At 39.4% G+C, this 14322-nt stretch carries 16 protein-coding genes and 1 pseudogene; 10 read left to right on the top strand and 7 right to left on the bottom strand.

Annotation, left to right across the window (positions count from 1 at the left end):
- The first annotated feature begins 40 nt into the window (after nt 1-40).
- From RM541_RS08880 to RM541_RS17490, 5 genes are all read left to right on the top strand, one after another.
- Entirely contained in the window at nt 41-262 is a 222-nt protein-coding gene (locus tag RM541_RS08880; RefSeq protein WP_311499805.1) for a heavy metal transporter, read from the top strand.
- Nucleotides 263-307: 45 nt separating this feature from the next.
- Nucleotides 308-901, top strand: coding sequence for a TlpA family protein disulfide reductase (locus RM541_RS08875; protein ID WP_311499804.1), 594 nt, complete (start codon nt 308-310; stop codon nt 899-901).
- Between the two features lie 358 nt (nt 902-1259).
- Nucleotides 1260-2507 carry an NAD(P)/FAD-dependent oxidoreductase gene (locus tag RM541_RS08870; protein WP_311499803.1) on the top strand — a complete coding sequence of 416 codons (1248 nt, stop codon included), beginning with the start codon at nt 1260-1262 and terminating at the stop codon, nt 2505-2507.
- 535 nt (nt 2508-3042) lie between these two features.
- Nucleotides 3043-3813: an OBAP family protein gene (locus RM541_RS08865; protein ID WP_311499802.1), complete on the top strand. Its 771-nt coding sequence runs from the start codon at nt 3043-3045 to the stop codon at nt 3811-3813.
- Nucleotides 3814-3932: 119 nt separating this feature from the next.
- The gene (locus RM541_RS17490) at nt 3933-4163 is read left to right on the top strand and encodes a YgaP family membrane protein (RefSeq protein ID WP_432264670.1); all 231 of its coding nucleotides are present in this window, start codon (nt 3933-3935) and stop codon (nt 4161-4163) included.
- A 124-nt stretch (nt 4164-4287) separates the two neighbouring features.
- On the opposite strand, the gene RM541_RS08860 is transcribed toward RM541_RS17490, so the two are convergent.
- From RM541_RS08860 to RM541_RS08825, 7 genes and pseudogenes are all read right to left on the bottom strand, one after another.
- Nucleotides 4288-4974, bottom strand: coding sequence for a 5'-nucleotidase C-terminal domain-containing protein (locus tag RM541_RS08860; RefSeq protein ID WP_311499801.1), 687 nt, complete (start codon nt 4972-4974; stop codon nt 4288-4290).
- A gap of 38 nt (nt 4975-5012) precedes the next feature.
- The gene (locus tag RM541_RS08855) at nt 5013-5828 is read right to left on the bottom strand and encodes a bifunctional metallophosphatase/5'-nucleotidase (RefSeq protein ID WP_311499800.1); all 816 of its coding nucleotides are present in this window, start codon (nt 5826-5828) and stop codon (nt 5013-5015) included.
- A 98-nt stretch (nt 5829-5926) separates the two neighbouring features.
- Nucleotides 5927-7582: pseudogene (locus RM541_RS17485) on the bottom strand (bifunctional metallophosphatase/5'-nucleotidase).
- 10 nt (nt 7583-7592) lie between these two features.
- Nucleotides 7593-8012, bottom strand: coding sequence for a DsrE family protein (locus RM541_RS08840; RefSeq protein ID WP_311499797.1), 420 nt, complete (start codon nt 8010-8012; stop codon nt 7593-7595).
- A gap of 12 nt (nt 8013-8024) precedes the next feature.
- On the bottom strand, nt 8025-8441 hold the full coding sequence (locus tag RM541_RS08835) for a DsrE family protein (protein WP_311499796.1): 417 nt from the start codon (nt 8439-8441) through the stop codon (nt 8025-8027).
- 2 nt (nt 8442-8443) lie between these two features.
- Complete coding sequence (locus RM541_RS08830) at nt 8444-8887, bottom strand: DoxX family protein (protein WP_311499795.1); 444 nt, start codon at nt 8885-8887, stop codon at nt 8444-8446.
- Nucleotides 8888-8968: 81 nt separating this feature from the next.
- Nucleotides 8969-9262, bottom strand: coding sequence for a hypothetical protein (locus RM541_RS08825; RefSeq protein WP_311499794.1), 294 nt, complete (start codon nt 9260-9262; stop codon nt 8969-8971).
- 190 nt (nt 9263-9452) lie between these two features.
- Between RM541_RS08825 and RM541_RS08820 the strand changes: the two genes are divergently transcribed.
- From RM541_RS08820 to RM541_RS08800, 5 genes are all read left to right on the top strand, one after another.
- Entirely contained in the window at nt 9453-10817 is a 1365-nt protein-coding gene (locus RM541_RS08820) for a hypothetical protein (protein WP_311499793.1), read from the top strand.
- A 52-nt stretch (nt 10818-10869) separates the two neighbouring features.
- Complete coding sequence (locus RM541_RS08815) at nt 10870-12120, top strand: MFS transporter (protein WP_311499792.1); 1251 nt, start codon at nt 10870-10872, stop codon at nt 12118-12120.
- 85 nt (nt 12121-12205) lie between these two features.
- Complete coding sequence (locus RM541_RS08810) at nt 12206-13543, top strand: MBL fold metallo-hydrolase (protein ID WP_311499791.1); 1338 nt, start codon at nt 12206-12208, stop codon at nt 13541-13543.
- 214 nt (nt 13544-13757) lie between these two features.
- A complete protein-coding gene (locus RM541_RS08805; RefSeq protein WP_311499790.1) occupies nt 13758-14042 on the top strand; it encodes a rhodanese-like domain-containing protein in 285 nt (94 codons plus the stop codon).
- 1 nt (nt 14043) lies between these two features.
- Nucleotides 14044-14322, top strand: a 279-nt coding sequence (locus RM541_RS08800) for a rhodanese-like domain-containing protein (RefSeq protein WP_311499789.1), incomplete at its 3' end; no start/stop codon positions are given.

Raw genomic sequence — 14322 nt, 5'->3', positions numbered from 1 at the left:
TGAAGACAAGTAGAACAGTACAAAATTTAAGGTGTGGAGGATGTATGAATACCCTCCTACGAAGCTTTCAGAAATAGAAAACATACAAAATGTACAGGTGGAAAAAGCGTCTTCTTCAGTAACATTCAGTTACCGGGAACCTGAAGATGTATTTAAAGTGAAAGAGAAATTGAGGAAGCTGGGATATCCTGCTGTAGATGCTAAGAATTCCCTGGCCTCCAAAGCCATTTCTGTAACAAGTTGTGCGACTGGGAAATTGTAAGAGTCCGGAACAGGTCTTCAAAAATTTTTTTTTTTAATTTTTATTATGAAAAAAAAGGCGAAAAAAAATTTAATTGAATACGGAATCATATTTGCCATTTTCGGCGGGTTATATATAACAGAATTACATACAGAAGTGTTGGGATTCCTTCAGCGGGGAATACTTGCAACAGGATTAATGGATCCCGATCTTGACAAAAGTGCAGATCTTGCTGTAAATAAAACCAATTCCAAAGCAGATTTTTCAATGAGCCTTATCAATTCCAAAGGTGAAAAAGTGGCTATGGAAGATTTAAGAGGGAAAATAATCTTTATGAACCTATGGGCAACCTGGTGTCCCCCTTGTGTTGCCGAAATGCCCGGGATCAACAAGCTTTACCAGGATGTGGATAAAGATAAAGTCGCTTTTATCATGTTGTCCCTGGACCAGGATTTTCAAAAAGCTATAGACTATAACGAAAAGAAAGGCTATGATTTCGAGGTTTACAGGCCCACCGGAGCCATTCCCCAGATGTATAACTCACAAAGCATTCCTACCACTTACATGATCGATGCGAACGGAAATCTCGTACTGACCCATATGGGAATGGGAGATTATAACACCAAGGACTTCAAGAAATTCCTTAAAGAGCAATACTAGGTTAAAGGCAGTAAGAACTTGTTTCCTTCCTGCTCTCTTTTAGCCTTTCCAAATTTCCGGGTTGCTATTAGTGCCTTTTGGCTGTCTATTCGAAAGGAACGTCGCCTGGTAAGTAAGTTTTTGGCGGGATTTCAGGTAGTACTGGTATTGTTTTCTGCACTATATGCATAACTCTTTACTGCTATTACTAATATATTCTCACATTGATAAAAAACTGTGCCTGCCACTATATGTAATAAAATAATGAATCTATATACCAATTGGTTAAGAAACTCCTTTAAAAACTACTTATGTGTAACTTTGGTTACATTGCTTAATAAAATTTTTATTTAATTTTCAATAAAACAAAATTTTATATATGGCAACACATTATCAAATTTTAATTATTGGAGGAGGTACCGCAGGTGTCATGACCGCAGCACAACTTCTTAAAATCAAAAAATCTCGGAAAATTGCTATTATTGAGCCAGCTGATACTCATTATTATCAGCCTGCCTGGACCCTTGTAGGTGCTGGCACCTATGACTATGAGAAAACAGGGAAACCTATGGCAGAAGTAATGCCTGATGGTGCTAAGTGGATCAAGGATAAAGCTACAGCTTTCGATCCCGAAAATAATTCCGTAAGTACAGCCAGTTCTGGCAAAATTACTTACGATTATCTCATTGTTGCACCTGGATTAGCTTACGATTTCAGTTTGGTTCCAGGGTTGGGGAATGCAATTGATAAAGGAGTGGTATGTAGTAATTACACAGATCCTAAACATACCTGGGATGTAATCAAAAACTTTAAAGGAGGTACTGCATTATTTACGCAACCTACAACCCCAATTAAATGCGGTGGGGCCCCACAAAAAATAATGTATTTGGCCGAGAGTCATTGGGCAAAAAGCGAGACACGTTCAAAAACCAATATTGTTTTTGCCACCGCAGGATCGGTAATCTTTGGCGTAAAAGAAATAGCTAAAACCTTAATGGAGGTTGTAGATAGAAAAGATATCAATTTACGTTTTGGTTATCAACTAAAGAAAGTAGATGGAGCAAATAAGATTGCCTGGTATTCATATGCAGAGCATGAAAAAGAAATTAATCATAAGAGTATAAAAATTGAAAAGGATGGTGATTTAACAGGAGTCCATTATGATATGTTACATACCGCACCACCAAGTGTGTCACCAGAGTTTGTGCGAAAGTCTACATTGGTAAACGATGCAGGTTGGCTGGATGTGGATAAAAATACGATGCAGCACAATAAATACGCAAACATTTTTGGTCTTGGCGACGTAGCTGGATTGCCTACTGCTAAAACAGGTGCAGCTATAAGAAAACAAGTTCCTGTGGCAGTAGATAATCTTGAATTGCTTATCAAGCACGATAAAATTGGAAGCAAATCGTACAACGGCTACTCATCTTGTCCATTAGTTACCGACTATGGAAAAATGGTACTGGCAGAATTCGACTATGATAACAACTTTACGCCAGACCCCAAATTAAAAAGTTTGTTTATTTCAGATAGCTCAAAAGAACATTGGCGTTTGTGGATGTTAAAAAAATATGGCCTTCCCTATCTATACTGGAATAAAATGCTGAAAGGTAAGGATGTATAGCATTGGGTAAGCAGGAAATAAAAAAGCTTTTGTTAGTATGTATATTATGTAATATTAACTTCTATTCTTTTGAGCTAATACATGTCCACTAAAACAATAAAGAAGATATTTTTGAGTTGATGTGGCTTACATTAACTTTATACTACTTTATAGCCACTTGGCAATAATAAATTGAGTACTGCTAGGCCGGTATTATGCGAGGTAAGAATCTTCTCTAAAAAATTTCCAAAAATTGTTCTTCGCACTTTTTGTGTTGGTATTAATTCCAATCTAATGATTTGGAATTGAAGTTACCTTAAGATTTTCTGCTCAAGTTTTCAGTAAAGATGTTTTTAAAAAGCTATTTGAACAAATACCGAAATGAAATTTAAAAATGGAAAAGAACCAAATTATGTAGTGTTATAACCAGCACTTGTCCTATTTGCCAGTTAACATATTTTTCTCCTTGAGTTAAAGAATTCTCAATTTAATTGTAAATTATTTACACTGTAGGTAGTATGTATTTAAATTAGAATTAAAATCAAAATTTTCTCTTATGAAGAATTTCACCTACACCTTGACCTTTGTATTTGGTTTATTAATCATTTCTTGTGGCGAAGATCGCCAGTCAGATACAGAAGTTCCCGGCAGAGAGGAAATAACAAAAACAGATGTGCTGGAAACAGGTTCTGCGGCTCTTCAAAAAAAAGGACCGTTTGATCCTATGAACATTTACCTGGTGGGTTTTCATCCCATGAAGGAGGATCCTTTTCATCAAATGGAGGCTCATCATTTTTGTACCCAAGTAAATGAGGATTTTGCCCAGTGTGCATTGTTTGATGGCAATACCGAAGACGCTAAACTTACAGGTATTGAATATATCATATCTGAAAAGTTATTCGAAACTCTTCCAGAAGAGGAAAGAAAATACTGGCACCCCCATAATTATGAAATACTTTCTGGACAATTGGTTGCCCCAGGTTTACCAGATGTTGCCGATAAGGAGCTGATGGAAAGTAAGATGAATAGCTATGGCAAAACCTGGCATGTTTGGAGTACAGGAACTGCAGGGGGAGAAGGGGAAAAAATCCCTTTGGGAGATCCTATGCTGGCATGGTCATTCAATCGGGACGGTGAAGCAAAACCTGGATTAGTTGAAGAACGGGATAAAAAAATGGATATCGACAGTAGAGAGAAACGAGAGGAGCGAAAAGATCTTATTCCTCAAGCCAAGCCTCAGGAAGGAGTAGATGCTTTGAAAGGAGAATTTCCACGTCCTACTCAGCCTATACCGGGGGTAGAAAGTAAAAAATCGTCAAAGAACTGACAAGTTAGACAGTTGGCACCTAGAAAGGCATCAGGGGTTTCGAAAATAGATGAAGGTGATGCTTGCTCAAAAGAACTACTTCGCTAAAGAGTATTTAGCAACTTGTAAATTACACATGCATGAAAAATTTCGTTAGGTCTATGGTGAATAAAGGTGGACGTACGCTACGCATAATCGTAGGTTTAGTATTAATTGCGGTTGGCGCATTCTTTTCAGCCGATATTAAGTGGACATTAATTTTAATTGGGATCATACCTTTGGCAGCCGGTCTTTTTGACTTTTGTTTACTGGCCCCCTTGATGGGTTACAACTTAAATGGGCGAAAAACACGATCCAAGGTAAATAATTAAACTAGGCCAGACAAAATTGAAAATTATAGTCTGTGCCATTAATGTTTTTTAAAATTATAATAAATTGAAATTTACTCGTATTGAATGATTATTTCTCCCATGTTTTCAGGACCTGAAATAACTCCTAATCTCGAAATTTTTCGACGACAGATTCATTTAGTTGAATTTTCTTTTTCATTATATTTTTGCCATTCCCCAGTTCATCATATCGATGAAGCCCATTCAGCATGCCGGTGTGCGTTACTACGCTATAATACTTTTGAAATTCCAGATCTTCCCCCTGCACCTTCACATTACTAATTCGGTTTCCTATAGGTTGGGAAAAATTTAGAGTATAGCTTATCCCGCTACTTTGGAGTAGTCCGCCTACTATTTCATATTTCTCTTCAGATTTTAGGTTAAATGCGGTCTGCTCCAGGGTTGCCTTGATCTGCTTTCCGGTAAGGCTAAGTGTGGTAACTTTTGGAGGATGTGGAATCAAAGTGTACAAATCCTCCCTGATAACCTCATCCTGCAGGGAAATTCCATATCCTACCCCGGGCAAAAAGGAAATTTGGGCATCATATTCCTTCCGAAGCAAATTTCCAACCAGTTTATCAAACGGACTTTCGCTTTTGTATTGCCTTTGGATCACCTCTGTTGCTGTTGCTATCTTCTCCTTCAGGCTGTCACGGTGAGGAGCCCGAAGCTTTTGAATAAGGCTTTCCATTTCCGGGTCCTTTTTATAATCACTCAACCACAGAAAATGATGTTGTGTATCCACTCCAATTAATTTGCGGTCTTTGATCTTTAGCTGAATCTCTCCTAACACCGCGGCATTTGCAAATGCCTGTAGAATGTAGGTGTTGTTTATTTTTTCAGGGTGTGGCTATGTCCTCCTAAAACGAGATCTATCTCACGAAATTCTTCAGCAGTCAATCTTTCGACAGGAGTTCCCTGATGCGAAAGCAGTACAACTATATCTGCCTTTTCCCTAAGCTCCGGCAAAATTTCTTGTAACACCTCATTTCCGCGGCGAAATTTCAGATCTTTCATATTTTCTGGATTGCCTGTAAGTTTGGTATTGTGGTATCCTAATGAAAGAATTGCAATTTTAGTTCCTTCCACTTCTTTTAAAATATATGGATTATTGAAGATGCTTTTTCCTGTGCGCACATCCTCAATATTCGCAGCACCAAAAGGAAATCCGGCAAGTTGCATTAATTCTTCTGTACGCTCTCTGCCGTAGTCAAAATCATGATTACCAAGAGCGAGATAGTCATAATCTAATGCTTTCATCATTCTAATTACTGCTTCGCCTTGAGTTAAATTCCCAAGAAGATCATCACTAAAAGTATCTCCCGAATCCAGCAGAAGGACATTATCGGAATTCTTTAAATTTCTAACTTCTTTTATAGCTGTCGCCAATACGGCAAAACCTCCTATTTGAGCCTCTTTAATAAAGGTAAATGACGAATCTGCTCCGGGGTCTCCTGTTTGGGAGGTGGCACTTCCCGTGGTGGTCAAAAATGGCATATAATTGCCGTGGATATCATTAGTGTGCAGTATGGTAATAATTTGATTAGGCTGCTTTTCAATAGCGGTTTTGCTGTTCTGTGCGTTGACGCTAAAAAACGCTAATCCTATTAACATACTTAAAATCCTGGTCTTCCTTATCCTTTTCATTTCATCACGTTTTTTGGATCCCTTAATTTAAATCTTAAATAAAAAAAGCCTGCCAAATTCTTGTTACAAAAAGGCAGACTTTTATAAATTTTAATCCGTTACTGAAACTTATAATTTGTCTCAGGTACTGTCGAAAAAGAATACTCCCCAAGGTACTCACAGTATGCCCGTCCTTCCAGTATTGGAGAGACCGGTGAATTCTTTTGAAGATATTCCTCAACCACATCGTGAATGGTGTAATCTTTTACCTCTACATCTTCCACATCAGGAATACGACATAGATTATCAATAGGGTCACCGGGACGTACACAGGCAGAGATGGTGTAGTATTCATCCATCTGCATTTCTTCTCCTTTGATCGTTATGGATTGAACTCGTTCTCCTTTATTTCCCTGACTGTTGAAATCGACCTCCATTCCGGAGAACCTTACCAGCCATCCGCCAAAGCGTTCAGTAGGAACTTGTGCAAAAGCGTTATGCATTTCCCGTTCCAGCCAGTCCTTCACCTGTTGTCCGGTAACTTTTCCGGTCTTTACTTTCTCATTTACGGGAAGTAAATTCCACAAATTCGCACGGGTAATAGGCGCAGGTTTTCCGTTTTCGGGAACTATGGGATTCCCAAACCTGAATCCGTTGGAGATGGAAATATCGGCTCCGGTTTTCCATCTGGCAGCATCGGTAATCATATTATCCATTGGATTTTCCACCGTAAGATATCTGTAAATGGGGGTGGCTGTATATCCTACCACAGTCTCGAGGTGCTCTTCGTAAGGTTCCTTGGCTTTATCAACCAACTGCTGAAGCTCAGGATCTGCGGGATAAACATCGGGGTCTACATCCATAAGTTCGTACTCATCCCCCACCAGCTTTCCATCTACAAAATGCAATGTCAGTTTACCGACGAAAGAGCCGAAAGCCCCCGGTTCACTTACCTTGGCATATTCCCCCTGGATAAGTTCCCGCACCCGCTCGTGCGTATCGTTCCCCAGGATGTAATCCACATCTTTTGACATTTCCTAGTTTGCAAGATCCACCTGTTTAAAAACCCCCATGTGGGTTACCAGGAAAAGCACATCTACTTCTTCCTCGTTTTTAACGCTCGTAATAAGCTCCTTTACCTCATCCTCGATCCCGCTAAAGGTCATTCCTTCACTAAAAATAGGATTTTGCCGCACCGGCACATCAGGATCATTAATTCCAATAAATCCAATTTTCACTCCTTCTATTTCCTTTGTCCAGTAGGGAGGAAAAAGTTCCTTTCCATCTTCTTCATGGAACATATTCTGGGCGATCACCGGAGTATTGTAATTGGTCATTATATCCATCATTCTGTCTTTTCCATAAACTACTTCCCAGTTTCCGGGGATGACCACGTCATAGCCCATGTTACTGATGATCTCCGGGAAAATTCGTCCTTCAGAAAGTGCGGCATAACCGCTACCCTGGATGAGATCTCCTCCGTCAACGATCACTGTACGTCCGGGATTTTTTTGACGCTCTTCCTTAAATAGGGTTTTTATATTGGCCAAACCGCCTCTTTCCTTAAACACGATCTGCTCATTTTCCCAAAACAATTCGGGGTGCGGATCAAGCTGTCCGTGGATATCTGCTGTCTGCAAGACCGTGATACTTAGCGTGTCTTTTGCTGTCTCTTTATTATCTGAATTCCCTCCTGTTACCTGGTTACAGGATGTAAAACTTATAATTCCCAATACTGCCAGGATCCATAAGGATATGTTCAAATTAAATTTCATAAATGTTTTTTTATAGTTGTAAGCTGTAATAATTTTTATTTTTCTGTAGCTGAATAAGGTGTGTATAAGCGTGATCCACCACCTGTATGTATTCGTGCAATTCAGATTGATCTATCCCCAATCTCTCCAGAGAGATCTTACAAACCGAGATGCTAACCCCTGCAGCTTTGGCTTTGCCGGTGTAGGTTTCCATCTCTTCCTTATTTGTAAGCCCTTTCACGTTGGATCCATACATCACGATCTGGAAGTCGCCATATTTAGCCCCGTCCTCTTTTTTTAAAGCTTCGGCCGTTAGAATGATTGGCTGTAGTTGTGGGATCTTGGTGGTTGAAACCACGTAATTGTTCCTGTCTCCCTGCGGACTATTTTGTGCATTACCGCTAATTCCCAGCATTATAAGCACCAATAAAATTCCTATTGATCTTTTCATAATCTCCCTTTTTTAAAGTGAAATGCTGGTGTAACCTTTCTTTTGTAGCTGAAGGTTGTATAGGATCCCATTCTCGACAACGCGAAATTTCGGGGAAATATCCTTCCGGTCCACTCCAAATTTATTCAGAGAGAATCCACAGGCAACAAGCTCAACATTGTGTTCTTTAGCTTTATTGATATATTTCTGCATCATTTCTTTATCGGTAAGCTCCTTTACGGTTTGTCCGCAAATAATCACCTCGAATTTTCCGAAGTTTTTGCCGTCTTCTTCAGCTAAAGTTTCAGCAGTTAAAAAGATGGGTTCTAGCTGAGGGATCTTCTTTGTGAGGACCACATAATTTTCCTTTTCATGCTGTGCCTGTGCCTGGATAGGATTGGCAAATAAGGTAAGAAGGAGTACGATACTGCTTAAAAAATATATTTTCATAGTTATTTGTTTTTTACGCTCAATTCTGGTTGAGCAGGGTTTGTTTCTGTTATTGTTTCTTTGGTAAAGTCGTTTATAATAAAAAAGAGGAGTCCGCCCATGATGGCCACATTTTTAAATAATGGTCCCAAGGTGTGCACCTGTCCTACCTGTACTGTTATTGTTATAGGAATGAGTACTGCCAGCAGGATCACTGCAGCCCACCTGGTCTGGAATCCTACTAAAAAGGCCAGCCCTGCCACAAGCATGGCAATACCTGAAAGGATTACCAACAATTCGGGATCGCCAAATATATAGGCAAAGCCTTTAAAACTGGCGCTGTCAATTCTATTTGCCGTTTGCTCTACATTCATAAGGTGATTTGAACTTGCAAGGAGGAATATTCCGCTAAGCATAATTCTTAATACCTGAATGGAGCGACGGCTTACTGAAATATGCGTCGTCATAATAAAAAAGGTTATGGTTCAGAACTTTTCAGTATCTGAAAAAAATTGAATTAAATCTAAGTTTGAAACCGGAAGTAAGGCTTAGGCTCGTGGGGGTGGGTAGAACCTCTCTATAGCAGATTCAGGCAGTGAAGGAGTGTGGTGTGCATATGTCTGGGTCTCTTCGGTAATGATCCCGGAATCCCAGTTAAAAAATTCAAATTGAAAAGGGGCATTACAAAAGAAACTGAAAGTAAGATCAAAAGATCCCGTATCTTCAGCTAAAGCTTCGGTGATATTGTTGCCCTGGGTATTTATATTCTGCTTTTTGCAGAAGGGATTTACATATGCGACCTCATCTGCATCAAAAAAGACTGCCAGTAATTTAGAGTCCATCACTAGAAATTTTCCGAAGAAAATCACCGCAAAGAAGATCGCTATGTAAGAGTTTAGGTTCATACGAATTTCAAAAATAGGAATTTTGATCTTAATCTATGTGACCTATGTTACACAAGCAGGTGCGTAACTTTTGTTACTGAAGTTAAGTTTGGAATTGGAGAGCTTTGCAGCAAATCTAATTTAATATATGAAGTCCAAAATAATTATTTTCTTATTGCTTTTTACTCAATTCACCCTCTTCTCCCAGGAGCATACAAAAAATGATCACCGGGAGAACCGGTTAGGGAACATTATAAGGGAAGGCACCGTACACGGTCATATCCGTAATTTTTTTATGACAACTATAAATCGTGAAGATCTTACAAGTTATTATACAAATGCCACAGGTGGGGCTATTGGATTTACCACCGGTAATTGTAAAGGATTTGAAATAGGGGTGAAGGGTATTATTACTTTTAAAACCTTTGGCAGTGATCTTGGCTTGGAAGATCCAATAACCGGGGCAAATGCAAAATGGGAGTATGAACTTTATGATGTATTAAATCAAGGAAACTTTAACGACTTAGACAGGCTGGAGGAACTTTTTATACGCTACAGGTTTGGAAATTCCTATATCTCCTATGGTAAGCTGGAAACAGAATATACTCCTTTGCTCAACCACAGTGACGGGAGGATGAAACCTTTCGCGCACCGGGGGTTTTGGGGATATTTTACTTTAAATCCACAACACACTATCAACATTGGATGGCTGGATGGAGTATCTCCCCGTTCTACAACAGAGTGGTTTGACCTGGAGGAAGGGATAGGACTGTTCTTCAACGGGTTCCAGCCCAACGGGGAGAGGGCAAATTATCATGAAATTTATTCTGTGAATGGCATAGGGGTCTTTAATTATAATTATCAAATTAAAAATTTAAATCTGGCAATTTATAATGTCTTCATCGATAAATTACATAATACAGTATGGACAGAAGCAAATTATATATATGATGGTTTTAATCTTGGATTACAGTATGTTTATCAAACACCTATGAATTTTTCTCAAGATCTGGAGTACCAAAACCGCTATATACAGCCAGATGAGAGGGGACAGGTTCTAAGTTCGCAGCTGGGATGGGGAAATAATAGATTTAATTTTGCCTTTGCTTATACCCACGCTTTTGATACCGGGCGTTTTCTTTTTCCTAAAGAACTGGGGAGGGACAGGTTTTTTACCTCCATTTCAAGATCCAGACTGGAAGGATTAGGAGCTGCCAATGTTTATACACTTAAAGGTGGATTTCTGCTTCCACGACCAGATTTACATTTTGGTGTAGAACTGCAACAGGTCACAGGAACAACTACCGGAGATTTCCAGTTTAATAAATATAATGTAGATGAATCTTTCCAGATCAATACGCATTTGACTTATGTAGTAAATGGTTTCTTAGACGGGCTTAGTTTCGACCTTCTGTGGGTGTACCGCGGAAATCAAAATACCAGGGATGCAAAAATTATTTTTAACAAGAGTAATTTTAATCAGATAAATTTTGTGACAAATTTCATTTTTTAAAAACCACATTACCCGGAATACATCATTTCAATTAAGGTGGATAACAATATAGATGAAAACTGAAGATATAAAACTGGGACTGAAAGAGAATTGGAAGCAATTCACCCTGCTCGTCATTATTAATGCCTTTGTGGGAGGAATGGTGGGACTGGAACGGAGTATCCTTCCGGAAATAGCTGAAAAAGAATTTGAAATGGCTGCCACCTCTGGAATTCTGTCTTTTATAATAGTTTTTGGGATTTTAAAGGCCATTTCCAATTATTATGCAGGAACACTTGCAAATAAATTCGGCAGAAAAAAATTACTGATTTTGGGGTGGATTTTTGCCATTCCCATTCCTTTTATCCTGATGTATGCCCCCAACTGGAACTGGGTTATAAGTGCCAACTTATTGCTCGGGATCAATCAGGGTCTTGCCTGGTCAAGTACAGTGGTTATGAAAATTGATCTGGTAGGGGAGAAGCAAAGAGGTTTTGCAATGGGCTTAAATGAATTCGCAGGCTATCTTGCAGTTGCGGTTGTGGCATTCTTGACGAGTTGGATAGCGGGAGAATACGGGCTGCGACCATATCCATTTTATCTGGGTATTCTGCTTATGGTCTTGGGGCTGGTGATGAGTATTTTTTTAATAAAGGATACCCGGGGACATGCCAAAAAAGAAGAAGGCACGAATACCGTTTCTCTGCTGAAAAATATATTCTGGGATACTACCTGGAAACATAAAAATTTAGGATCGATAACGCAGGCAGGGCTAATCAACAATCTTAATGACGGAATGGCCTGGGGATTATTCCCCATCCTTTTGGCTGCCAAAGGTTTTAATCTGGAACAAATAGGAATAGTAGTAGCTGTTTATCCCGCAGTATGGGGAATAGGCCAGCTGATCACGGGAAAAATGGCCGATAAATTCTCTAAAAAAGACATGCTCTTTTACGGAATGCTGCTTCAGGCTTTAGTACTTATCACACTGGTATGGGCAGAAAGCATGTGGCACTTTGTGCTCCTTATGGCCTTATTAGGATGGGGTACTGCAATGGTTTATCCCACCTTTCTCGCTACAATTGCCGATAATACGCATCCCCGGGACCGGGCTAAAAGCATTGGGATCTTTAGGTTGTGGAGAGACCTTGGTTATGCCGTAGGAGCCATTCTAACAGGCGTTATTTCAGATTTGATAAGTGTAGAAGCCGCAATTTTCGTCGTGGGGCTGATCACTTTATTTTCTGCAGGAGTTATTCTTTTTAGAATGAAGAGTTCCAGAATCACTCGAAGCTTATTTTCTTTTATGGAAGCCAAACGTTGACCTGTAACTGTAACAATTGTTACTGCCAAAAACATTCTTCGCAAGTAAATTTGCATCAATAAATTAAGTTTAAAGTTAAAAGATCATGATAATAAAACAATTTAAAGACGACGCATTAGCACATTATTCTTATGCTGTAGTAAGCAAAGGTGAAATGGCTTTAGTTGACCCTAGCCGTAATCCTTTACAGTATTATAAATATGCTGAAGAGCAAAATGCGAAAATAGTGGCTGTTTTTGAAACCCATCCACATGCAGATTTTGTTAGTGGACATTTACAAGTTAACAGTGAAACCGGTGCCACGGTTTATATAAGTGAGAAAGTTGGAGTAAGTTATCCTCACGAACCTTTTGATGAAGGACAGTCAGTAAAGATCGGAAAAATCAATATTCGTCCAATACACACTCCGGGTCACTCTCCGGACAGTTTGACTTTTGTTGCCGAGGAAGGTGGTGAAACCGTTATATTCACGGGAGATACTTTGTTTATTGGTAATGTTGGTCGTCCCGACCTTCGTGAAAAAGCTGGAAACATGACTGCAAAAAGAATTGAGCTAGCAAAAGCAATGTACAACACCATGCAAACCAAGTTCAATGACCTACCCGATGATGCTTTAGTTTACCCGGCACACGGTGCAGGATCATTATGTGGTAAGAACATGAGTGCCTCTCCTTCGAGTACTTTGGGGGATGAGCGAATGGGCAATTGGGCTTTTAAAGACCAGACCGAAGAGGAATTCGTAGAAGAGATTTTAAAAGATCAGCCGTTCATTCCATCCTATTTTGGCTTTAACGTAGATATAAACCGTAAAGGGGCAGGAAATGTACAACAGGAAAAATATCGAATTCCTTTACATATCGGGGTTTCAAAAGTTGAAGAGGGAATTACCGTTGTAGATGTTCGAGATGGCGATGCTTATAAAGCCGGCCACCTGCCAAACAGTATCAATATCATGTCTCGTACAGAAGGTGATAAATATGAAACCTGGTTAGGTGCTATAATTGAGCCCAATGAACCTTTCTATCTTGCAGTAAATTCTGTAGAAGACATGGATGAGTTATTGGAAAGAACGGCTAAAATTGGCTATGAAAAGCAAATGAAAGGTGTGATTACCTTGAGTGAGGAAGTATTAAAAAAGTCAGATGATTTTGATCTTCAGGATTTCCAAGATAACAGGAACAACTACACTATTGTGGACATCAGGAACGAGAGTGAACTGGCCGAAGGTAAGATCTTTGACAACGCTCTTGAAATTCCGTTAAACGAATTGAGAAACCGTGCAGGAGAAATACCAACTGATAGACCTATCGTGGTACATTGTGCCGGCGGTTATAGATCTGCTGCCGGAAGCAGTATTTTAGAAAACAAATTCGGAGGTCAAAAGGTTTTTGACCTAAGTGAAGCAATAAAGAACTTTGGGTAAGAATTAGTTTAGGTTAGAGATGTGAATAGAGGTTGTTCGATCGGGGCAGCCTCTTTTTTTGTGGCTTATATCGGCCTACTGTTGTCCCGGAATTTCAATTTTTTATGTAACAAAAGTAACTGTAGAGGCATTGCTCTAGGTTTAAATTTGCAAGTATAAATCAGTTAGGAATATCCGCTGAATTAACCAGTTTAAATTAAAAAAAATGTCAGTAATGAATACAGAAGAAATAATAAGAAACAACGAAGGAACAGTAGTAGATGTGCGTACTCCCGGTGAATTTATGGGAGGAAGTGTTTCCGGAGCCGTGAATATTCCTTTACATGAGATTCCACATAGGATCGATGAACTTAAGGAGATGAAAATCCCTTTAATTTTTTGCTGTGCCTCCGGTAATAGAAGTGGACAGGCAACTAATTTTGTTAATCTCCAGGGTGTTGACTGTGTTAATGGTGGATCCTGGCTTGAAGTGAATTATCTAACCTCTAGAAAAGCATAGTATGTTCGATAAGCTAAAGGAAATTTTGGGCTTTTCCCCGGCACCAGATTATAATCAACTGCTTAAAGAAGGCGGAGTAATAGTAGATGTGAGAAGCAATGCTGAGTATGCCGGCGGCCATATCAACGGAGCAAAAAATATCCCCTTGCAAGGGCTTAGTTCAAGTACTGCTATGCTAAAGGATAAGAGTAAGCCGATCATCACCTGTTGCGCTTCGGGAATGCGGAGTGCCTCGGCCAAAAGCGTGCTGCAGTCTAAAGGTTACACGAATGTTTACAAC

The sequence above is a fragment of the Autumnicola psychrophila genome (genome assembly GCF_031846645.1).
Taxonomy (GTDB): Bacteria; Bacteroidota; Bacteroidia; order Flavobacteriales; family Flavobacteriaceae; genus Autumnicola; species Autumnicola psychrophila.
Note: the sequence above shows the minus strand (reverse complement) of the source record. Positions and strands in the feature narration are given on the sequence as shown.

What these genes read in the sequence shown, in the direction of transcription:
- RM541_RS08855 (WP_311499800.1), bottom strand. Translation starts at nt 5,828, where the DNA reads ATGAAAAGGATAAGGAAGACCAGGATTTTAAGTATGTTAATAGGATTA.
- RM541_RS08865 (WP_311499802.1), top strand. Translation starts at nt 3,043, where the DNA reads ATGAAGAATTTCACCTACACCTTGACCTTTGTATTTGGTTTATTAATC.
- RM541_RS08835 (WP_311499796.1), bottom strand. Translation starts at nt 8,441, where the DNA reads ATGAAAATATATTTTTTAAGCAGTATCGTACTCCTTCTTACCTTATTT.
- RM541_RS08880 (WP_311499805.1), top strand. Translation starts at nt 41, where the DNA reads ATGTATGAATACCCTCCTACGAAGCTTTCAGAAATAGAAAACATACAA.
- RM541_RS08840 (WP_311499797.1), bottom strand. Translation starts at nt 8,012, where the DNA reads ATGAAAAGATCAATAGGAATTTTATTGGTGCTTATAATGCTGGGAATT.
- RM541_RS08830 (WP_311499795.1), bottom strand. Translation starts at nt 8,887, where the DNA reads ATGACGACGCATATTTCAGTAAGCCGTCGCTCCATTCAGGTATTAAGA.
- RM541_RS08825 (WP_311499794.1), bottom strand. Translation starts at nt 9,262, where the DNA reads ATGGACTCTAAATTACTGGCAGTCTTTTTTGATGCAGATGAGGTCGCA.
- RM541_RS08805 (WP_311499790.1), top strand. Translation starts at nt 13,758, where the DNA reads ATGAATACAGAAGAAATAATAAGAAACAACGAAGGAACAGTAGTAGAT.
- RM541_RS08815 (WP_311499792.1), top strand. Translation starts at nt 10,870, where the DNA reads ATGAAAACTGAAGATATAAAACTGGGACTGAAAGAGAATTGGAAGCAA.
- RM541_RS08810 (WP_311499791.1), top strand. Translation starts at nt 12,206, where the DNA reads ATGATAATAAAACAATTTAAAGACGACGCATTAGCACATTATTCTTAT.
- RM541_RS08875 (WP_311499804.1), top strand. Translation starts at nt 308, where the DNA reads ATGAAAAAAAAGGCGAAAAAAAATTTAATTGAATACGGAATCATATTT.
- RM541_RS08820 (WP_311499793.1), top strand. Translation starts at nt 9,453, where the DNA reads ATGAAGTCCAAAATAATTATTTTCTTATTGCTTTTTACTCAATTCACC.
- RM541_RS17490 (WP_432264670.1), top strand. Translation starts at nt 3,933, where the DNA reads ATGAAAAATTTCGTTAGGTCTATGGTGAATAAAGGTGGACGTACGCTA.
- RM541_RS08870 (WP_311499803.1), top strand. Translation starts at nt 1,260, where the DNA reads ATGGCAACACATTATCAAATTTTAATTATTGGAGGAGGTACCGCAGGT.